The sequence below is a fragment of the Streptomyces gobitricini genome, from assembly GCF_039532985.1.
Taxonomy (GTDB): domain Bacteria; phylum Actinomycetota; class Actinomycetes; order Streptomycetales; family Streptomycetaceae; genus Streptomyces; species Streptomyces gobitricini.
In genome coordinates, this window is sequence record NZ_BAAASR010000013.1 from 276,190 (window position 1) to 295,929 (window position 19,740).

Below are 19,740 nucleotides of genomic sequence, written 5' to 3' on the forward strand. Positions count from 1 at the left end.
TGGGAGAATGCGCGGGTGAGCGCTCCTCGTCCCACCGCCGTCTCCGCCGCTCGACGGCGCACCGCCATCGACGCCCTCCGGCGTGGAGCGGTCCCCGAGAGCGGCCTGGATCTGCTGGCCACGGGCCTCGACCGCTTCGAGTCCGCGCTCGACGCGGAGCTCGACGCGGTTGCCTCCGGTGCCTCGGTCTTCAAGGCCGTGCGCGGAGAGTACGGCTCGGGCAAAACCTTCTTCACCCGCTGGCTCGGCGAACGTGCCAAGCAGCGGAACTTCGCCGTCGCCGAGATCCAGGTCTCGGAGACCGAGACCCCGCTGCACAAACTGGAGACCGTCTACCGGCGGCTCACCGAGCGACTGGCGACGGCAAGCTTCACGCCGAGCGCCCTACGCCCCGTGGTGGACGCTTGGTTCTACGCACTGGAAGAGGACGCTCTCGCCGCCGGCGCCGACGAGCAGGACCTGGACGGCGAGGTGGAGCTGCTGCTGGCCGCCCGGCTGACGGAGGTCTCGCGCCACGCGCCGTCCTTCGCCACCGCCCTGCGCGGCTACCGCTCCGCACTTTCGGACGGCGACGAGGCGACGGCGGCAGCCGTCCTCGCCTGGCTCGGCGGCCAGCCCCATGTGGCCGCGGCGGCCCGGCGCTCCGCGGGCGTCCGCGGAGACCTCGACCACTTCGGAGCCCTGGGATTCCTCCAGGGGCTGCTGACCGTGCTCCGGGACTCGGGGCACCGGGGGCTCTTCGTCGTTCTCGACGAGGTCGAAACCCTCCAGAGGGTGCGTGCGGACGCACGCGACAAGGCTCTGAACGCACTCCGACAGCTCATCGACGAGGTCCACTCCGGCCGCTTCCCCGGCCTCTACCTCGTCATCACCGGAACGCCTGCCTTCTTCGACGGTCAGCAGGGTGTGCAGCGGCTCGCCCCACTCGCCCAGCGGCTGGCCACGGACTTCACGACGGATCCGCGCTTCGACAACCCGCGCGCGGTGCAATTGCGCCTGCCCGGATTCACCCAGGAGTCCCTGACCGGCCTCGGGGTGACCATCCGCGATCTGTACGCGTCCGGCGCCGCGGCCCCTGACCGGATCAAGAAGATGGCCGACGACGCGTATATCGCCGACCTCGCCCGTGCGGTGGGCGGATCGCTCGGCGGGAAGGTCGGCGTGGCACCCCGGCTCTTCCTCAAGAAACTGGTCGGTGACGTCCTCGACCGCATCGACCAGTTCGAGGACTTCGACCCGCGTCAGCACTACCGGCTGACGGTGACGAGTACCGAGCTGACCGATGTGGAACGGAACCTGGCTGCCGCGACGTCCGCCGACGGCATCGACCTGGAGCTGTGATGGCGCATGCCGCGGACCCTGTCGACCGGCTCGACCCTGTGGTCCTGCACCACGTGGTCAACACCCTCGGCTGGCCGGACCTCCGGCCTCTGCAGCGCGCCGCCATCGGCCCGGTGATGGACGGCGAGGACGCGGTGCTGCTCGCCCCCACGGCCGGTGGGAAGACCGAGGCAGCATGCTTCCCGATTCTCTCGGCCATGACCGCCGAAAACTGGACCGGCACCTCGGTCCTCTACCTCTGCCCCCTCAAAGCGCTCCTCAACAACCTGGTGACACGCGTCGACGGGTACGCGCAGTGGCTCGGACGCACCGCCGCCCTCTGGCACGGCGACACCAAGGAATCCCAGCGACGCCGGATCCGTACCGAAAGGCCGGACATCCTGCTGACCACGCCGGAGTCGCTGGAGGCCATGCTCATCGGCGTGAAGACCGACCACGCGCACATGCTGGGAGGTGTCAGGGCCGTCGTCGTGGACGAAGTACACGCCTTCGCGGGCGACGACCGCGGGTGGCATCTTCTGGCCGTCCTCGAGCGCCTGGAGCGAGTGACGGGACGTTCCATCCAGCGGATCGGGCTGTCCGCGACCGTCGGTAATCCGCAGCAGCTCCTCACCTGGCTGCAGGGCGCGAACACAGGACAGCGCGCCGGCAGGGTCGTGGCCCCTGACGTGTCGTGTGCCCGGACGGCGTCGCCACCGCCCGGAGACGTGGAGCTCGACTACGTAGGATCCCTCGACAACGCCGCCAAGGTCATCGCCGCCCTGCACAGGGGCGAGAAGCGGCTGGTCTTCTGCGACTCCCGGCGTCAGGTGGAGGAGCTGGGTGCAGCGCTCCGAGCGCGGGACGTCACCGTGTTTCTCTCGCACGCCTCTCTCTCCGCCGAGGAACGAGCCAGGTCCGAGCAGGCGTTCGCCGAGGCACGCGACTGCGCCATCGTCGCCACGTCCACCCTGGAGTTGGGCATCGACGTCGGCGACCTGGACAGGGTCATCCAGATCGACTCTCCTGCCACCGTCGCGTCCTTCCTCCAGCGAATCGGCCGCACGGGCCGACGCCCCGGTTCCGTCCGGAATTGCCTGTTTCTGGTCACCCAGAAGGAGACCCTGCTGCAGGCCGCCGCGCTGCTCCTGCTCTGGGGCCGAGGCTGGGTCGAACCTGTCGTCGCACCACCCGACCCGCGCCACCTGCTCGCCCAACAGCTCCTCGCCGTCACATTGCAGGAACACAAGCTGGGTGATCACCTGTGGTCGGAGCAGTGGAACGGCCTCGCCCCCTTCGACCGCTCGGCCGCCCCCGTCCTGCGCCATCTCGTGGAGGAGGGCTTCCTGGAGTCCGACGGCGGCATGCTGTTCATCGGCCAGGAGGCCGAACGCCGCTTCGGACGAAGGCACTTCATCGAGCTGACGGCGTCATTCACCGCGCCACCCCAGTTCACCGTCCTGTCCGGACGGACGGAGATCGGCCGGATGGATCCCGCCGTCCTCACCGAGGAGCGGCGGGGCCCCCGCAGACTCCTGCTTGCGGGCCGCAGCTGGCAGGTGACGTTCATCGACTGGGGACGCAAGAGGGTCTTCGTCGAGCCGGTCGAGAGCGGCGGAATCGCCAAGTGGTCGAGCGGGTCGGTCGCCGGCCTGTCTCACGCACTCACACGCGCGATGCGCGAGGTCCTGCTCGGCGCGACTCCGCCCGTGGCACTCACCCGCAGAGCCGAGGTCTGCTTGCAGGAGTGGCGCGTCGCGGATGCCCCCCACCTGGCCCACCCGGACGGCACGCTCGTGGTGCGGAAAGGGAACGACGTCCGCTGGTGGACATGGGCGGGTTACCGCGCCAACGCGACACTCGGCGCAACACTGGGGGATATCGCCGACCCCGTCCAACGTCCCACCGACTGCTTCGTCCGGCTTCGGGAAGATCTGACCCAGGAGATGTGGAAGAGCGCACTCAAGTCCGCCGAGACCGGTCCGGCTCTCGTGCTTCCGGACGTCGATCAGCGTGCGGTGGCAGGCCTGAAGTTCTCCGCCGCCCTGCCCTTGCGTCTTGCAACGGCAACGGTCGCGGCACGACTGGCCGACTTCGAAGGAGCACGCGCAGCGCTCTCGGAGCGGACCAGATTTCAGTCGGCATAGTCGCGCCCCGGTTCACGCGTTAATCAGGCACGAGCAACTCGCCGATGCACTAATGTTGTTTGCGCTGCGCGCCTTCCCGGAGGGTACGTCAGCGGTGTTCAGTTGCCGATTCTCGGCCGTGAAACCCAGGAGTGGTTTCCCTCGCGTCCCGTACGTGGGGTGAGTGCGGATGCCCGGTAGGGCAGTCCCTGCCATTCCGATTTCACGCCGAGGAGTGGTGTTCATGATCCCCGTCGAGTACAAGCCTGCGCGTCGTAACCGGTTTCGCACGATCCTGGTCGACGTCAGCGTGAGTGTCGTCGCCAATCTCGTGGTGACGGCCCTGACGGCAGCGGCGCACCTAGTCTTCTGACTCGGTCAAGTGGCGGGCCCGGAGAGCCCGCCACTCCATCCTTCTGTGCGCCCACCGTCAGAAGAGCCTCAGGTCAGCCTCGTACACTCCTTCGGATGAGCGGTTTCTCCGGCTACGTCGTCCTCGTCGCGGCCGGGGCAGATGCGGTCGGCGGGCTTCTTGCGGCAAGTTCTCCCACGTGGGGCGGAGGCCGTGAATCGCCACCTCGCCGACGAGTTCCTTGAGGTAGGCACGTGTTTCCGCATCCGTGGAGTACAGGACCGTCGCTCGGCTGGCCCTGGTCATCAGCACGTGGTAGGCGTGGCGTACGAGCCGGGCGAAGTCGTCGTCGTCGACGCTGGCGGGCTTCACCTTCGGATCAAACGATCCGGGTACGGCGACGCGTTTGACGCCGGACTCCGGGTCGTGACGCTCCTTGCCTCGCCGAAACGCCCACTTTCCTTCACGACGCACCATGTCCTCGCCCATGATCACACCGCACCAGTCCCATTCAAGGCCCTGCGCCGTATACACGCAGCCGATTTGATCAAGGCCGTTCTCGTGCACAGACCAGATCCTGGACGGAGGTGCGCTGTTCTCACAGAAACTGTCGCTGTCCGCATTCCACGGCCGGTGCCAGCTTCCGATACGGACGTCGGCCTCCAGCCGCTTGCTTTTCCCTTGCGGCTTTGTCCACGGCCAGCAATAGCCCGCGACCATGCGCGCCGAGGCGCCGGCCAGCGCTTCGGCGCGGATGATCTGTTCAAGTTCCTCCGGAGTGTCCGCCACCTCGATGTGCATCAGCCCATCCGGTGTCCACTGCTCGGGTGTCTCGTCCGTGACTCCCAAGACTGCTTGCACCCAGCGGATGTAGGCATCGCTACCGCCGCAACGGAACTGCTCCCGCAGCGCATATCTGACGAGTGTGGCGTCGTGCCGGTCGGCCGCCTCCTCGATCAGTTTCACGGTGCCCACTTCGTTCGGCCGCACGGACTGGGCCTCGTCCAGAAAGAACACGGTCAAGCGGGACGCTGCGAACAGCTCGTCCACCTGCGGCCCGGTGCCCTGCTCCTCGGGCTGCCAGAATCGGCTCGTGGACCGGTCACGCAGACGGTGCGCTTCGTCACAGATCAGTACGTCCAGAGGCGGATCAGGCGGAGTGACGAAGTTCCGGAAGTAGGTGAACGAATCCCGGAACTCGCGATCTCCGTAGCCGACATGTTCCTGCATGGCACCATTGAAGGCTCTGCTGCCACTGGCGTAGTTCACCGTGCGGCCCCGGGACTCCAATTCAGCTTTCATCTGCAGGCCGATGGCACTCTTTCCCGTTCCGGCGCCACCGGTTACCAGAAACACCACGCGACGCTCGTCCGGAATAAGAGCAGGCGCGTTTGGATCCGGTAGGACTTTGGAAGCGGTTTCAAGGATCTGGTCGGCGACCTCCTTCTGCCGCCCTCGCAGAGTGAAGACGGTGTCGGCACCGCGCGACCAGATCATGGCATCCAAGAGGGGGGTATTGCGCAGCCCCATGCCTTGCAGCAAGATCTCCGCGACCGAGGACGCTCCCTCCTTCGCGAAACTCCTCCGGAGATCCGAGAGGAGCTGCTCACGGCAGTCACTCGTGTAGATACGGGCGTACGCCCCGGTCGGCGCGTCCACCTCAAGGAGTGGGCGAACGGATTCTTCCGTCGCATTGTGCAGGTAGGTAAATCCTGCGCACTCGAATGCGAACCCCTGGAACGGCCCCCGGCCGCTCGTGAACGCCTCGTAGTACTCTCGCAACTGCAGAGCCGGGTGGGCCTTTGCCCCCATACCTCGCACGTACACCAGGTCCGCGGTGGCTTGTTCCACCCTGGTGACCCTCGACCAACGCTTCAGTTCAACCAACTGAACGGAGGGCCGGTTCGCCTCAGGATGGCGGCCCACGAGGACGACATCAATCAGCCGCGGGGCACCCGCGCGGTTCGACTCGTCGAGAGTGGCGGCACATTCGACGATCATCTCCACGTTCCCCCGGCCCGCAGCCACCAGATCGTTCGCCAGACTCACCAAGCTCTCCGCCCACGCGGATCGCTCGCTGAGCGAGGCATCGGCACCACGGAAGTACCGCCACCGCGCAGCGAGATGCGGCACCATCAGACGCCGCGCATTGAGGGTGAGCAGATCTTGCGCCGACATTTTCAGCAGGAGCATGGACACGAGGTGGTTCCCCCAGGGCACGAGTAACTCGTGCGGATGGGGGCATGTCCTCGCGAGGAAGCCCGTCGGGCCGCAATTCTTACCAGTGATCTTACTGAACGGGGCAGCCGCTTGGAGATGTGACGATCGACAGCGCGTAGGTCCTACCCGCTCCAACCAACTCGGGCGCAGGGCGCTGCTGAGGACGCGACACCGTGGCCCGCACTGACGCATGCGCACCAAATCCCCCGTGGTACAGGCTGCACAGCACCGAAAGTGTGGTCGTAGGCGAAGGGGCACCGGGCACTGTTTCTGGGACACCGTCTGCATCAGCGAAGGTCCGTTCGCGCAGGTCAGGGCATTCGCTGCCCCTTCCCCGAGACATCTGAACGGCGAAGCAGCCGCACCCTGTCTGACGGGTGTCCAGACAGTGCTGGTGCTCCTCTCCTGCACGGCAGGTATGACGCGGAGGGCGGTGCGTCCGTCAGTCAGTCAGTCAGTCAGTCACGGTCGAGGACACGCGGCCGGAGCTGGGCGGCCGCAGGTGCGCGGCCGGGGCTGGGCGGCCCCGCGAGGTGGGCCGCTCGATGAAGCTGCCGTCGACCCGTTCGGGGCCCGCTCCGGTCACGGGCCAGTTGGCGTCCGGCTCTTGAGGAAGTGTTCACTCCCGGGCGGGCGAGCGGGCGACAGGCGACGCCCACGGCCGGCCGGGTGACGGCGTGCGGTCGGCATCGCGGACGACACCGCACGGCGCCACCACCGGCGTGGGCTGCCGGCCCCCGGGGCGCGACACGCGCGAGTCACGTGGGGATCGCGGGAGACAGCCACTGAGACATGCCGTCACTTCTTGAAGCGCTTGCCACCTGGTGTGCGTGGACGAATTCCGCGCGTTCTCCCCGTGTCGCCGAATTCCGGGCGGCAGGCCCGTCTTCCTGCGGCGGAGCGCCCGGCCGCGCGACCGGCGGCTCGCCGCGCCGCATACGGCCGGGGAGTCGCCGCGGGGCTTGGTACGGGCCCTGCGTACTGGGTGACCTGGGGTGGGACCCATGGGTGCGCCGCCAGGCCGGTCGGGCGCCGAAACACCCCTGACACATGCGCGCATGGCGCGAATCGCACGGCCGACCGCGCGTCCCTTCCTACGCTCGACCCCGCAATGTTCGAGAAGTGAAGGGATGATCTCCGGTGCAGCGCTTGAAGCGTTCAACCAACCGTATGGCCATAGCCGTCCTCTCGACGGCTGCCGCCTGCTTCGCGCAGACGATCGGCGGCACCAGCGCGGTCGCCGCCCCGGCCGAAGCGACGCCTTCCTGCCTCCAGCACTCGACGAGCTGGCGCTACACGTTCGTCACCAACGACTGCGCCTCCACCCAGCACGTCACGGTCGAGTACCGCGACGGCACCACCGTTCCCTGCCGGACGGCGGAGCCGGGCGACACGGTGACCTTCCCCGGCTACGGCACCGGGGGCAACGAGGTTCTCGGCGTCGCCCCCTGCTCCACCGTCTCACCCTGAGCGGCCCTTCCGGCCACCGCGAGAACGTCAGGTCACCTGACATTACTGCCGTTCCCGTGCCGGAGGTTTCCATGACCATGGAGTTCGCCCGTCCGTACCGCTCGCACTCCCACATACCGGCCGAACCCGGCAGGCCGTACTTCATCGAGAAGGGGATGGGCGACCGGGCCCACCTCTTCGGTGACCTCGTCACCGTCTGCGCGGGCGGCGAACAGACCGAGAACACCTTCAACTTCTTCACCGTCGAGGGCCCGAAGGGCGACGTCATCCCGGCGCACCTCCACCCCGACACCTACGAGGTCTTCTACATCACCGACGGCGCGGTGCGGCTGTTCGTGGAGGACCTGGAGGGCGAGCAGCACGAGAAGGTGCTCACCGTCGGCGACTTCGGCTTCGTACCGAAGAACTGTCCGCACGCCTACCGCATCGAGCGGCACCACAGCCGGGTCGTCGGTGTGGCCGCCGGACCGGGCGGGACCTTCGAGCGGTTCTTCGAGAGCCTCGGGACCCCGACCGACGAACCCGGCCTCCCCCCGGAGCCGTACGTGCCCGAGCCGCACAAGTTCGGCACCGTGCCGCACCGGTACGACGTGCGGTTCCTGCCCGGCCACCAGTGGCGCACCGGGAGCTGATTCCGGCGGCTCGCGCCTGCGGCCTGCTCGGCCTGCTCGGCCGGGTGGCGCGAGAACCGCCCCTGCTCACATGGTGACCGACCACCCGCCATGATCCCGCGCGGTCCCGCCGGGCGGCGGCCTCCTTCACGCCGGTCGGTGAGGGGCACCGTGCGCTGGGCCGGGGCTCACCGCGCCCGCGCCTGCTCCGCCTGGCCGGGCCGGGCCGGTGCGCGTCGGCCTCCACAAGCGAGCGGTCGCCGCGCCCGCGCCCGGCTGGTCCGCCGCCGCACAGCGCGCGGAGCCGCGCCCCCGTCACGCCCGCGCCACCCTCGCGCCCCTCGTGAGGTACCGGCCCCGCCGGCCGCCCCGACGCCACCCCGATCCCGGAGAGAGGCTCCCTTGCTTCCCGCGCCCGACCTCGCCGCGTTCCTCGCCCCGCCCGCCCACGCGCGGCTGCCTCTCCCGCCCGCCGCGCACCCCGAGCCGGGGTGCGGCTGTTGCGCGGCGTCCCGTACGCCCCTCGTCCCAGGGTCCGCCCCCTCGAACTCGACCTGTGGCTGCCCGACGAGCCCCGGGGCCCCCTGCCGGTCGTCGTCTTCGTCCACGGCGGCGGCTGGCGCACCGGCACGCGTACGGAGATGGGGCCCGCCTTCCGCCACTGGCGCCCCGGTCCCTTCTCCCGGCTCGCGCGGGCCGGGTTCGTCGTCGCCAGCCTCGACTACCGGCTCAGCGGCGAAGCCGTCCACCCGGCCCAGCTGGAGGACGTCATCGCCGGCCTGGTCTGGCTGGACGAACGAGCCGGCGAACTCGGTGTCGACACCACGCGCACACCGTGGCCTGGGGTGAGTCCGCCGGCGCCCACCTCGCCTCCCTGCTCGCCCTCTCCCGCCCGGTGCGCGGCTGCGTCTCGTGGTACGGGCCGACCGATCTGACCACCCTGCCCGGGCAGTCCCGGCCCGGGACCTACGACGCGGCCGACCCCACCACGCGTGAGGCGTTGCTGCTCGGGGCGGCGATCAGCGAGGCACCCGCTCTCGCCCGGGCGGCCAGTCCGGTCGCCCATGTGTCGGCCGGCGCGCCGCCGTTCCTCGTCCTGCACGGCACCGACGACTCGCTCATCCCCCTGGCCCAGGGCGCGCAGTTCGCCGCCGCCCTGCGCGAGGCGGGGGCCGGGTCGACTTCCGGCCCGTGCCGGGCGCCGACCACGGGTGGGCCGGCCTGCCGGAGGATGCCGTCGAGCGGTGCTTCACCGACTCGCTCCAGTTCGCCCGCGCGTGCACGGCGGGCTCCGAGCGGGCGGTGACCTAGCGGGCGGCTCCCGAACGCGGGCGGTCTCCGAGCGCGGGCGGTCCCCGAGCGCGCAGGGTCGAGCGCGCAGGGTCGGGCCGGCGGCGTCCGAGCGGTGAGCCGGCGCGGCACCCGGTGTTCACGGCGTGGGCCTGAGCTCCCTCCCCGGAGCGCGCTCCCGGTCGGTGGCTGCGGTCAGGGCCTCGGGGCCCGGGCCCGCGGGGTGGAGCGGTCAGCCGCTCCTCTCCGCCCACAGCGAGCGCACGTGTCCCAGGTGCCGGGCCATGCACGCCTCCGCCGCCGGCGCGTCGCCCGAGAGCATCAGGTCGAGCAGCTCGTGGTGTTCCTGTGCCGAGGCGACCAGCAGGCCGCGCTCGGCGAGGGCGGTCAGGCCGTAGAGCCGGGCACGCTTGCGGAGGTCGCCGACCGTCTCGACCAGGCGGTCGTTGCCCGAGAGGGCCAGCAGCGTGAGGTGGAAGCGCCGGTCGGCGTCGAGGTAGCGGATGAGGTCGTGGTCGCGGGCGCTGGCGACGATCTCCTCAGCGACCGGCCGCAGCTCCTCCAGCCGCTCACGGTCGGCCGAGGCGGTGAGGGAGCCGATGGTCGGCACCTCGATCAGCGCGCGCAGTTCGGTGTACTGGTCGAGGTCGCGCTCGCTGACCTCGGTGATCCGGAAGCCCTTGTTGCGTACCGGCTCCACCAGGCCCTCGCCCGCCAGGTCGAGCATCGCCTCCCGCACGGGTGTGGCGGAGATGCCGAAGTCGGCGGCGAGGGTCGGGGCGGAGTAGACCGTTCCGGGCTGGAGCTCGCCGGCGATCAGGGCGGCGCGCAGGGCGTGCGCCACCTGGTCGCGCAGGCGTTTCTGGCTGGTGATGAGGTTCTTCAGGTGCCGGCCTGCCATGCGCCGCCTCCCGGGGTCGTAGGGATGGGGATCGTCGGCGATCAGAGGAGGAAGCCCGCCGGAAAGGGGTCGTCCGGATCGAGGAGATACTGGGCGATGCCGGTGATCCAGGCGCGGCCGGTGATGGCGGGGACGACCGCGGGCAGGCCGCCGACCGTCGTCGTGCCGGTGAGCCGCCCGGTGAAGTGCGTACCGATGAAGGACTCGTTGACGAAGTCGCGCCCGAGCGGCAGTTGTCCGCGTGCGTGGAGCTGGGCCATGCGGGCCGAGGTGCCGGTGCCGCACGGCGAGCGGTCGAACCAGCCCGGGTGGATGGCCATGGCGTGCCGGGAGTGGGCGGCGTCCGAGCCGGGGGCGGTGAGGTAGACGTGCTTGACGCCGCCGATGGACGGGTCCTCGGGATGGACGGGGCGGTCGCCGGCGTTGATGGCGTCCATGACGGCGAGCCCGGCTCTCAGCAGGTCGTCCTTGCGGGACCGGTCGAAGGGCAGCCCCAGGGCGTCCAGTTCGACGAACGCGTAGAAGTTCCCGCCGTACGCCAGGTCGTAGGCGACCTCGCCGTGTCCCGGGACGTCGGCGGTGCGGTCCAGGGCGACGCAGAAGGCGGGGACGTTGGTGAGGGTGACGGACCTCGCCGCGCCGTCCTCGACCCGGACGTCGGCGGAGACGAGCCCGGCGGGGGTGTCGAGGCGGACGGTGGTGACCGGCTCGGTGACGGGCACCATGGCGGTCTCCACCAGCACGGTGGCGACCCCGATGGTGCCGTGCCCGCACATCGGCAGCAGCCCGGAGACCTCGATGAACAGGACGCCGTAGTCGGCGTCCGGCCGGGTCGGGGGTTGCAGGATCGCGCCGCTCATCGCGGAGTGGCCGCGCGGCTCGTACATCAGCAGGGTGCGCAGGTGGTCGAGGTGGTCGATGAAGTGGCGGCGCCGTTCGGCCATGGTGGCGCCGGGGATGGTGCCGACCCCGCCGGTGATGACGCGGGTCGGCATGCCCTCGGTGTGCGAGTCGACGGCGTGGTAGGCGTGGCGGGTCCGCATGGTCAGGCGAGCCCTTCCGCCAGTGCCTTCTCGGTGGCGGCGCGGACCACGGCGGCGTGCGCGTCGGTGAGCGGGGCGCGGGGTGGGCGGCACGCCCCGCCGTGGTACCCGGCGATGTCCATGGACATCTTGATGGCCTGGACGAACTCGGGCCTGGAGTCCCAGCGCAGCAGCGGGTGCAGGGCGCGGTAGAGGGGCAGGGCGGTGTCCAGGTCGTGGGCGGCGGCGGCCCGGTAGAGGGCGACGGAGGCGGCCGGCAGGGCGTTGGGGTAACCGGCGATCCAGCCGACCGCACCGGCCAGGGCCAGTTCGAGCAGCACGTCGTCGGCGCCGGCCAGCAGGTCGAGCCCGGGCGCCAGTTCGGCGATCTCGTAGGCGCGGCGCACGTCGCCGCTGAACTCCTTGACGGCCACGATGCTGCCGTCGCCGTGAAGTCGCGCGAGCAGCTCCGGGGTCAGGTCGACCCGGGTGTCGAAGGGGTTGTTGTACGCGACGACCGGCAGGCCCGCCCTGGCCGCCTCGGCGTAATGGGCCCGTACGGAGGCGGCGTCGGCGCGGTAGGCGTTGGGCGGCAGCAGCAGGACGGACACGGCCCCCGCCTCCGCCGCCTGCTCGGTCCACCGGCGGGCTCCGGCGCTGCCGTACGCGGCGACGCCGGGCATCACGCGGGATCCGTCGCCCGCCGCCTCGACGGCGACCCGCACGACCCGGGCGCGCTCGTCGTCGTCGAGCGTCTGGTACTCGCCGAGCGAGCCGTTGGGCACGACCCCGTCGCAGCCCGCGGCGACGAGCCGGGTGACGTGCTCGGCGTAGGCGTCGTAGTCGATGGTGAGGTCGTCGCGCAGCGGCAGGGCGGTGGCGACCATGACACCGTGCCAGGGGTGGGGGCGCTGGTTCATCGTTCGGCTCCTGGTGGTTGTGCCAGCTGACTGAGCGGTACGGGGCAGGAGAGCGGGCGCCGGTCGGGGGCGGGGTCCTCCCCCGCGAGGCGGGCGACGGCAGGTCCGCACACGCGGCCCTGGCACCAGCCCATTCCGGCGCGGGTGAGCAGTTTGACGCTGCGGGCGTCCCGGGCGCCCAGGTCGGTGACGGCTTCGCGGACGCGGTCGGCGGTGACCTCCTCGCAGCGGCACACCTCGGTGGTGCCGTCCATCCAGTCGGTCCAGCCGGGGCCGGGCCGGTGGGCGGCGGCCATCGCGTCGGCGAAGGCCCGCAGGCGGGCGCGGCGGCGGGCGAGGGCGGTGCTGTGCCGTCCGGCGACGGAGAGTGCGGCGATCTCCCCCTCCGTGCGGGCGAGTCCGGCGCCGCCGGTGCCGCAGGTCTCGCCGGCCGCCCAGATGCCCGGTACGGAGGTGCGCTGCTCGGCGTCCACTTCCAGGGCCGGGGTCCCGTCGGGGGTGCGGCGGGTGGCGCAGCCGAGTCCGGTGGCGAGTTCCAGCTGCGGTACGAGGCCGTGGCCGACGGCGAGCACGTCGCACGGGATGCGGCGGCCGGTCCCGGGGAGGGGGCGCCAGTCGGCGTCGAGCCGGGTGACGGTGACGGCCTCGACGCGGGTGGTGCCGTGGGCGGCGGTGACCGCGTGCCGTGTGAGGAGGCGGGTGGCGCGGCGGAGGAGAGCGCCGCCGTGCAGGGCGCCCTGGGCGAGCTTGGCCGGGTTGCGGGCGAGGGCGGCAAAGTGCCGGGCGTACGCGGTGTAGCCGGCCGCCTCGACGAGGGCGGGGACCCGGGCCCCGGCGGCGGCGAGTGTGGTGGCGACGGCGAGCAGCAGGGGCCCGCTGCCCGCGACGACGATCCTTCCCCGGGCTCCCGGCTCCGATCGGGCAGGCGACGCTCCTGTGCCGGGGAGGGCGAGTCCGCCCTTGAGCATCGCCTGGGCGCCGCCCGCCCCGACGACACCGGGCAGTGTCCAGCCGGGGAAGGGCAGCTGGCGTTCGTACGCGCCGGTGGCGAGGAGCACGGCGCGGGCGCGGACGGCGGCGGGGGCCTCGCCGGGGCCCACGACGGCGTGCAGCAGCCAGGTGTCGCCGTCGGGTACGACCGTCCAGACGTGGTGGGCGGGCAGGTGGGTCACGCCGTTCAGCCGGCGTACCAGCCGGCGCGCCGCGCGGGGCACGGGGCCGCCCGCCGCGTGCCGGTGGATCTGGCCGCCCACCCGCTCGCCCGCGTCCAGCAGGGTGACGCGCAGCCCGAGCCGGGCGGCGGTCGCGGCGGCGGTGAGCCCGGCGGGCCCGGCGCCCACGACGGCGAGGTCAGCGGTCATGGCCGGTGCCCCGCTGCGTGGTGACCGTGTCGCCGGGGCGGGCGGGCAGGAGGCAGGCGCGCTGGTTGGGGCGGCCGTTGACGGTGGCCAGGCAGTCGTAGCAGGTGCCGATCCCGCAGAACGCGCCGCGCGGGGCGCCGCCGTGCCGGGTGGTGCGCCAGGCGAGGACGCCCGCGTTCCACAGGGCGGCGGCGACGGACTGGCCCGGCAGGGCGGTGATGGTCCGGCCGTCGAAGGTGAGCGTGAACGGCGCGGGGGTCGGCGGGCGGTTTCTCACCAGGTGGCTCCTTCCGTGTCGTCGAAGCGGTCGGGGCGGAAAGGCTCCGTGTCCAGGGGCGGTGGTTCGCCGCGCAGCGCGGCCGCGACGAGCAGGCCGGTCGCCGGGGCGAGGCCGATGCCGGCGCCCTCGTGGCCGCACGCGTGGTAGAGGCCCGGGACGCGGGGGTCCGCGCCGATGGCCGGGAGGTGGTCGGGCAGGTAGGGGCGGAAGCCGTGGTACGTACGGATGGCGCGTACGCCGGAGAGCACCGGGAACAGGGCGATGGCCTGTGCCGCGAGCCGCCGCAGCGCCTCCGTGGACACCGTCCGGTCGAAGCCGACGCGCTCGCGGGTGGCGCCGATCAGGACCGTCCCGGCGGGGGTGCCCTCGACGACGGCGGAGGACCGCAGGTCCGCCGAGTCGCTGGCGACGCCGGCGATGTAGTCCGCCGCGTACACCTTGTGGCGCACCAGGCGGGGCGGCAGCGGTTCGGTGACGAGGACGAAGCCGCGCCGGGGCAGGACGGGGAGGCGGACGCCGGCCAGTCCGGCGAGGGCTCCACCCCAGGTGCCGGTGGCGTTGACGACGGCGGGGGCGTGGAGGTCGCCGCGCGTGGTGCGGACGCCGCGGACGGCGCCGCGCCGGTCGGTGAGCACGGCCGTGACCTCCTCGCCGAGCCGGACGTCCGCCCCGGCGGCGCGCAGGAGTCGGGCGGTGGCCATGGCGGGCTGTACCTGGGCGTCCTGCGGGTAGTGGAAGGCGCCGGTGAGGCCGGGGGCGAGGTGCGGTTCGAGGTCGCCGAGGCCGTCGCCGGGGATCTCGTGCGCCTCGACGCCCGCCCTCGCCTGTCCTTCGGCGAAGGCGCGCAGTGTGGTGAGGGCGGCCCCGTCGTGTGCGACGACGAGACCGCCCTTGCGCTCGTACTCGATCTCCGGTGGGAGCGTCTCGGCGAGTTCGCGCCACAGTCGGGTGGACAGCAGCGCGAGGTCGAGCTCGGGGCCCGCCTCCTTGTCGGAGACGAGCAGGTTGCCTTCTCCGGCACCTGTGGTGCCGGCCGCGACGGGACCGCGGTCGACGACGGTGACGGTGAGGCCGGCACGGCTCGCGTAGTAGGCACAGGCCGCTCCGATCACTCCGGCTCCGACGATCACGGCGTCCGGCACATCACTCACGTGTCTCGTGGGCACGGCAGTAACATTTCACATACTACAACCACTGTACAGGCCGTTGTCCGTCAACTCCCTTGTCCACAGGGTCACTTCAGCCCCGCCGGGCACCTTCGCACCTGTAGTCCGCGGCGCCCGAGTCGGTGAACGCCTCCGGCACGCGGCGTGTCACCTCATCGAGGGCGTACGGAGCGGCGGTGGCCGCCGGGTACGCCGGTGTCCGGAGCCCAGGGGCCCGGGGGCCGGTCGGCCGCCCGCCCGCCGGGGGCGGGGGTGGGTTCCGGGGCGGACCCGGGCGCGGTGGCGAGTCGTTCGACATCGTCGTGGGGATGGTCAGGGGTGGTCACCGGCGGGGGTGGTCAGGCGCGGACACGGCGCCTGGGCCTGGGCGGTCGGTGCGAGCTGACCCGCCGCGCCGAGCAGCGTCACGGTGACGACGGCCGCGGCCAGGGCTCTGCGTACAGGGCGGGGGCTGCTTGTGGATCGCTGGGACACCTGCGGCTCCTGGGTCGGAGGTGGGGAGTGGTCCGTTCAGCGGTGCGCACGGTCGGCGGCCGGATGTGACAGGCGCGTGCCACTGCCGTGTGACGCGCAACGTAATAATGTGACATTGCACTGACAACCCTTCGGCGCCCGCGGGATCCGGAGCGCCCGCTTCCTCAGTGCCTCACACGTCGGCGATCAGGGCGTACCGCTCGTCCTCCACCGGCCCGCCCCACAACTCCGCTTCATCACCGAGGGGTTCGACACGGACCCCGCCGCCGGCCAGCGGGCGCACCGCCTCGGCCAGCTCCCCGGCCCCGACGCCGCCGCACCACGGCAGCGTGTCCGCCCCGGCCACGTACGGCCGGCCGCCGCTCCGGTCCGCCTCACGCCACCGACCCTCGATCAGCACCAACCGGCCTCCTGGCCGAAGCCGGTTCACCCACGCGCGCAACGCCGACTCCGGGTCGGGCAACGTCCACAGCAGGTGGCGGCAGAGCACGACGCCGAACCGCTCCTCCCCCGTCGGGAGTTCCATGGCGTCGCCGGCCAGGAACCGGCCCGCCCGCCCGGCGGCCGCGAGCTTGCCCCGGGCCCGCTCGACCATGCGGGGCGCCAGGTCCACGCCGGTCACCCGGTGTCCGTCCTCGGCCAGCAGCAGGGAGAGCGAGCCGGTGCCGCAGCCCACGTCGAGCACATCGGCCGGTTCGGCCGGCAACCACGACCGCAGCCGCCGCGCCCAGGCGGCGCGGGTCGGGGCGGCGCCCAGGCCGTGGTCGGCCTCACCGTCGAAGGACGCGGCGGCGGCGTCCCAGTAGGCGGCGATCAGGGCACGCCGGTCGGCACGCGGACCGGTACGGGGATCGGCACTGGCACCGGTACGGGGATCGGCACTGGGACCGGCACTGGCACCGGTACGGGGATCGGCACTGGCACCGGTACGGGGATCGGCACGGCGTTCGGTCATGACCTCGATGCTGCCAGCCACCACTGACAGTCAGTCGAGGACCGCGAACCCGTCCAGCTCCACCAGCGCCTGTTCGTCCCAGAGCCGGGCGGCACCGATCACAGCCATCGCCGGGTACACGCGGCCCGCCAGCCGCCGCCAGACGCCGCCCAGTTCGGCGGCGTGCGCCCGGTAGTCGGCGACGTCCGTGGCGTACACCGTGACCCGGGCGAGGTCGGCGGGGGTGCCACCCGCCGCCTCGAGGGCGGTCAGCAGGTTGCCGAGTGCCGTCTCGAACTGTTCCGGCAGGGTCTCCCCCACCACGCGCCCGTCGCCGTCGAGGGCGGTCTGGCCGGCGAGGAAGACGAGGCGGGAGCCGGTGGCGGTGACGGCGTGGGAGAAGCCGGAGGGCGGGGACAGCCCGGCCGGGTTGAGGCGTTCCAGGCTCATGACGCGTACAGCTCCTTCGCGATGACGGTGCGCTGGACCTCGGTGGCGCCCTCGTAGATGCGCGGCGCGCGCACCTCCCGGTAGAGGTGCTCCAGCAGGTGTCCGCGTTGCAGGGCGCGGGCGCCATGGAGCTGGACGGCGGCGTCGACGACGTACTGGGCGGTCTCGGTGGCCAGCAGCTTGGCCATGGCGGCCCGCTTCGGCACGTCGGTGGCGCCCGCGTCGTACGCCGCCGCCGCCGCGTACACCAGCAGGCGGGCGGCCTCCGTCCGGGTCGCCATCTCGGCCACCTGGTGGGAGACGGCCTGAAGGTCCTTCAGCACGCCACCGAAGGCGGCCCGTGCGGCGGTGTGGGCCAGCGTCGCGTCCAGAGCCGCCTGGGCCATGCCGACCGCGAAGGCGCCGACGCTGGGCCGGAAGAGGTTGAGGGTGGTCATGGCGACGCGGAAGCCCCGGTCCACCTCCCCCAGGACGTCTTCGGGGCCGACCGGGACGCCGTCGAGGAGCAGGCTGCCGATGGGGTGCGGGGAGAGCATGTCCAAGGGGCTTCCGGTGAGGCCCGGCCGGTCGGCGGGCACGAGGAAGGCGGTGACGCCCCGCGCCCCGGCACCCGGGGTGGTGCGGGCGAAGACGGTGTAGAAGTCCGCTTCGGGCGCGTTGGAGATCCAGCGCTTCTCGCCGGCCAGCCGCCAGCCGGCACCCTCCGGCACCGCTTCCAGGGCGAGCGCCGCCGCGTCCGAGCCCGCGTCCGGCTCGCTGAGCGCGAACGCGGCGACCGCGCGGCCCGCCGTCACCTCCGGAAGCCGGCGTGCCCGCTGCTCGGCGGTCCCGAAGGCGGCGACCGGGTGGGCGCCGAGTCCCTGGAGGGCGAGGGCCGTCTCCGCCTCCGTACAGGTCTGGGCGAGTGATTCGCGCATCAGGCACAGGTCGAGGGCGCCCGCGCCGAAGAGGCGCCCGATCAGGCCCAGTTCGCCGAGCGCGGCGACGAGCGGGCGGTTGACGTGGCCCGGCTCGCCCTTCTCGGCGAGCGGCCGCAGGCGTTCGGAGCCCAGAGCTCGCAGCTCGGCACACCAGGCGGTCTGGACCGGATCGAGTGAGAATACGGGCATTCGTGCCCCCTCAAAGTCATCTATCGCGGGCCGTTGACTGTCGTCACATGAACGATACGCTCGATGAGCGTTCCCACCACGACAAGGGGGCGAACCATGGAGCTCACGCCATCGGCGCATCGTGACACCTTCGCCCGGGACCATCTGCCACCGCGCGAGCAGTGGCCGGAACTCCTCTTCGACCTCCCGGAACTGCGCTACCCCGACCGGCTCAATTGCGGGGCGGAACTGCTGGACCGCACGGTGGAACGGTTCGGCGCGGACCGGCCGGTCTTCCGGGACGGCGCGGGCCGCGTCTGGACGTACGGCGAGCTGCGCAGCCGCGTCGACGGGATCGCCCAGGTGCTCGCCCACGACCTGGGCGTCGTCCCCGGCAACCGGGTGCTGCTGCGCGGGCCCACCACACCGTGGCTGGCCGCCTGCTGGCTGGCGGTGATGAAGGCGGGGGCGGTCGCCGTCACCGTCCTGGCGGGGGCGCGCGCACCGGAGCTGGCCGTCATGTGCCGGATGGCCCGCGTCGGCCACGCCCTGTGCGACGTCCGGGCGGTGGACGACCTGGTGAGGGCGGAGGTGCCCGGACTGCGGATCACCGCGTACGGCGGTGACGCGCCCGGGGACCTGCTGCGCCTCGCGGCCCGGCACCCCGGCGCCTACGAGGCGGTCGACACGGCGGCCGACGACGTCGCGCTGATCGCGTTCACCTCGGGGACGACCGGACGGCCCAAGGGGTGCATGCACTTCCACCGCGATGTGCTGGCCGTCGCCGACACGTTCTCCGCGCGCGTGCTGCGCCCAAGCCCGGACGACCTGTTCGCGGGCAGTCCGCCGCTCGGGTTCACCTTCGGGCTGGGCGGGCTGGTGATCTTCCCGATGCGGGCGGGCGCCTCGGCGCTGCTGCTGGAGCAGGCCGGGCCCAGGCAGCTCCTGCCCGCCGTCGCCGAGCACCGGGTCACGGTGCTGTTCACCGCGCCGACCGCCTACCGGGTGATGCTGGACGAGCTCGACGGGTACGACACCGCCTCACTGCGCCGCTGCGTGTCGGCGGGCGAGAACCTGCCCGCGGCCACCTGGCGGGCCTGGTACGAGCGGACCGGACTGCGCCTGATCAACGGCATCGGCGCGACCGAGCTGCTGCACATCTTCGTCTCGGCGGCCGACGACGCCATCCGCCCCGGCACCACGGGGGTACCGGTCCCCGGGTGGCACGCGCGCGTGGTGGACGATCACGGCGAGCCCGTCCCGGACGGGCAGGAGGGGTACCTGGCCGTACGCGGCCCGGTGGGCTGCCGCTACCTGGCCGATCCGCGCCAGGGCGAGTACGTCCGGCACGGCTGGAACATCACGGGCGACACCTATGTGCGCGAACCGGACGGCTACCTGCGCTACGTCGCCCGCGCGGACGACATGATCATCTCCGCCGGGTACAACATCGCCGGCCCCCAGGTCGAGGAAACCCTGCTCGCCCACCCCGATGTGCTGGAGGCGGCGGTGGTGGGCCACCCGGACGAGGTGCGCGGCCAGGTCGTCGTCGCGTACACGGTGCTCCGCGACGGCCTGCCCCGCGACGACGCCACGGCCGAGGCCCTGCGCGCCTTCGTGAAGGACCGTCTCGTCCCGTACAAGTGCCCGCGCCGGATCGTGTTCCTGGACGCGCTCCCGCGCACGGCCACCGGGAAGCTGCAACGGTTCCGGCTGCGCGGCCGGGACAGGCCCGAGGACGCGCCCGTAAAGTGA

At 72.2% G+C, this 19,740-nt stretch carries 19 protein-coding genes; 8 read left to right on the top strand and 11 right to left on the bottom strand.

The genetic code is table 11. The features are described 5' to 3' along the window. Window positions 1-15: 15 nt before the first annotated feature. From brxD to ABD347_RS10850, 3 genes are all read left to right on the top strand, one after another. A complete protein-coding gene (brxD, locus tag ABD347_RS10840; RefSeq protein WP_344359561.1) occupies window positions 16-1,341 on the top strand; it encodes a BREX system ATP-binding protein BrxD in 1,326 nt (441 codons plus the stop codon). Then, window positions 1,341-3,467 carry a DEAD/DEAH box helicase gene (locus tag ABD347_RS10845; RefSeq protein WP_344359563.1) on the top strand — a complete coding sequence of 709 codons (2,127 nt, stop codon included), beginning with the start codon at window positions 1,341-1,343 and terminating at the stop codon, window positions 3,465-3,467. The genes brxD and ABD347_RS10845 overlap by 1 nt, the downstream gene beginning before the upstream one ends. A 223-nt stretch (window positions 3,468-3,690) precedes the next feature. After that, window positions 3,691-3,819: a DUF6408 family protein gene (locus ABD347_RS10850; RefSeq protein ID WP_344359565.1), complete on the top strand. Its 129-nt coding sequence runs from the start codon at window positions 3,691-3,693 to the stop codon at window positions 3,817-3,819. A 57-nt stretch (window positions 3,820-3,876) separates the two neighbouring features. Here the strand turns inward: ABD347_RS10850 and ABD347_RS10855 are convergent, their stop codons facing one another. Next, entirely contained in the window at window positions 3,877-5,991 is a 2,115-nt protein-coding gene (locus ABD347_RS10855; RefSeq protein WP_344359859.1) for a DUF2075 domain-containing protein, read from the bottom strand. A 1,176-nt stretch (window positions 5,992-7,167) separates the two neighbouring features. Here ABD347_RS10855 and ABD347_RS10860 point away from each other — a divergent pair. From ABD347_RS10860 to ABD347_RS10875, 4 genes are all read left to right on the top strand, one after another. Continuing rightward, window positions 7,168-7,488 (top strand): alpha-amylase, encoded by a 321-nt coding sequence (locus ABD347_RS10860; RefSeq protein WP_344359567.1) that lies wholly within the window; start codon window positions 7,168-7,170, stop codon window positions 7,486-7,488. A 71-nt stretch (window positions 7,489-7,559) separates the two neighbouring features. Continuing rightward, window positions 7,560-8,120, top strand: a complete 561-nt coding sequence (locus ABD347_RS10865) for a quercetin 2,3-dioxygenase (protein WP_344359568.1) — start codon at window positions 7,560-7,562, stop codon at window positions 8,118-8,120. 470 nt (window positions 8,121-8,590) lie between these two features. Then, complete coding sequence (locus ABD347_RS10870) at window positions 8,591-9,034, top strand: alpha/beta hydrolase fold domain-containing protein (protein ID WP_344359570.1); 444 nt, start codon at window positions 8,591-8,593, stop codon at window positions 9,032-9,034. Beyond that, entirely contained in the window at window positions 8,935-9,405 is a 471-nt protein-coding gene (locus ABD347_RS10875; RefSeq protein ID WP_344359572.1) for a prolyl oligopeptidase family serine peptidase, read from the top strand. The genes ABD347_RS10870 and ABD347_RS10875 overlap by 100 nt, the downstream gene beginning before the upstream one ends. 216 nt (window positions 9,406-9,621) lie before the next feature. On the opposite strand, the gene ABD347_RS10880 is transcribed toward ABD347_RS10875, so the two are convergent. The 10 genes from ABD347_RS10880 to ABD347_RS10925 all read right to left on the bottom strand — a co-directional run bounded on the left by ABD347_RS10880 (window position 9,622) and on the right by ABD347_RS10925 (window position 18,006). Continuing rightward, the gene (locus ABD347_RS10880) at window positions 9,622-10,290 is read right to left on the bottom strand and encodes a GntR family transcriptional regulator (protein WP_344359574.1); all 669 of its coding nucleotides are present in this window, start codon (window positions 10,288-10,290) and stop codon (window positions 9,622-9,624) included. Between the two features lie 41 nt (window positions 10,291-10,331). Beyond that, entirely contained in the window at window positions 10,332-11,333 is a 1,002-nt protein-coding gene (locus ABD347_RS10885) for a proline racemase family protein (RefSeq protein WP_344359575.1), read from the bottom strand. Window positions 11,334-11,335: 2 nt separating this feature from the next. Then, window positions 11,336-12,232 (bottom strand): dihydrodipicolinate synthase family protein, encoded by an 897-nt coding sequence (locus ABD347_RS10890; RefSeq protein ID WP_344359577.1) that lies wholly within the window; start codon window positions 12,230-12,232, stop codon window positions 11,336-11,338. After that, window positions 12,229-13,593 carry an FAD/NAD(P)-dependent oxidoreductase gene (locus ABD347_RS10895; protein WP_344359579.1) on the bottom strand — a complete coding sequence of 455 codons (1,365 nt, stop codon included), beginning with the start codon at window positions 13,591-13,593 and terminating at the stop codon, window positions 12,229-12,231. The genes ABD347_RS10890 and ABD347_RS10895 overlap by 4 nt, the downstream gene beginning before the upstream one ends. Then, complete coding sequence (locus ABD347_RS10900; protein WP_425575625.1) at window positions 13,583-13,873, bottom strand: (2Fe-2S)-binding protein; 291 nt, start codon at window positions 13,871-13,873, stop codon at window positions 13,583-13,585. Before ABD347_RS10900 ends, ABD347_RS10895 begins: the two co-directional genes overlap by 11 nt. After that, window positions 13,867-15,039, bottom strand: coding sequence for an NAD(P)/FAD-dependent oxidoreductase (locus ABD347_RS10905; protein WP_344359582.1), 1,173 nt, complete (start codon window positions 15,037-15,039; stop codon window positions 13,867-13,869). The genes ABD347_RS10900 and ABD347_RS10905 overlap by 7 nt, the downstream gene beginning before the upstream one ends. Before the next feature lie 312 nt (window positions 15,040-15,351). Then, window positions 15,352-15,513 carry a hypothetical protein gene (locus tag ABD347_RS10910; protein ID WP_344359584.1) on the bottom strand — a complete coding sequence of 54 codons (162 nt, stop codon included), beginning with the start codon at window positions 15,511-15,513 and terminating at the stop codon, window positions 15,352-15,354. Window positions 15,514-15,685: 172 nt separating this feature from the next. After that, window positions 15,686-16,468 carry a class I SAM-dependent methyltransferase gene (locus ABD347_RS10915; protein ID WP_344359585.1) on the bottom strand — a complete coding sequence of 261 codons (783 nt, stop codon included), beginning with the start codon at window positions 16,466-16,468 and terminating at the stop codon, window positions 15,686-15,688. Window positions 16,469-16,498: 30 nt separating this feature from the next. Further along, window positions 16,499-16,897 carry a RidA family protein gene (locus ABD347_RS10920; RefSeq protein ID WP_344359587.1) on the bottom strand — a complete coding sequence of 133 codons (399 nt, stop codon included), beginning with the start codon at window positions 16,895-16,897 and terminating at the stop codon, window positions 16,499-16,501. Next, on the bottom strand, window positions 16,894-18,006 hold the full coding sequence (locus ABD347_RS10925; RefSeq protein WP_344359589.1) for an acyl-CoA dehydrogenase family protein: 1,113 nt from the start codon (window positions 18,004-18,006) through the stop codon (window positions 16,894-16,896). Before ABD347_RS10925 ends, ABD347_RS10920 begins: the two co-directional genes overlap by 4 nt. Before the next feature lie 96 nt (window positions 18,007-18,102). Here ABD347_RS10925 and ABD347_RS10930 point away from each other — a divergent pair, with 96 nt between their 5' ends. Continuing rightward, window positions 18,103-19,740, top strand: coding sequence for an AMP-binding protein (locus ABD347_RS10930; RefSeq protein ID WP_344359592.1), 1,638 nt, complete (start codon window positions 18,103-18,105; stop codon window positions 19,738-19,740).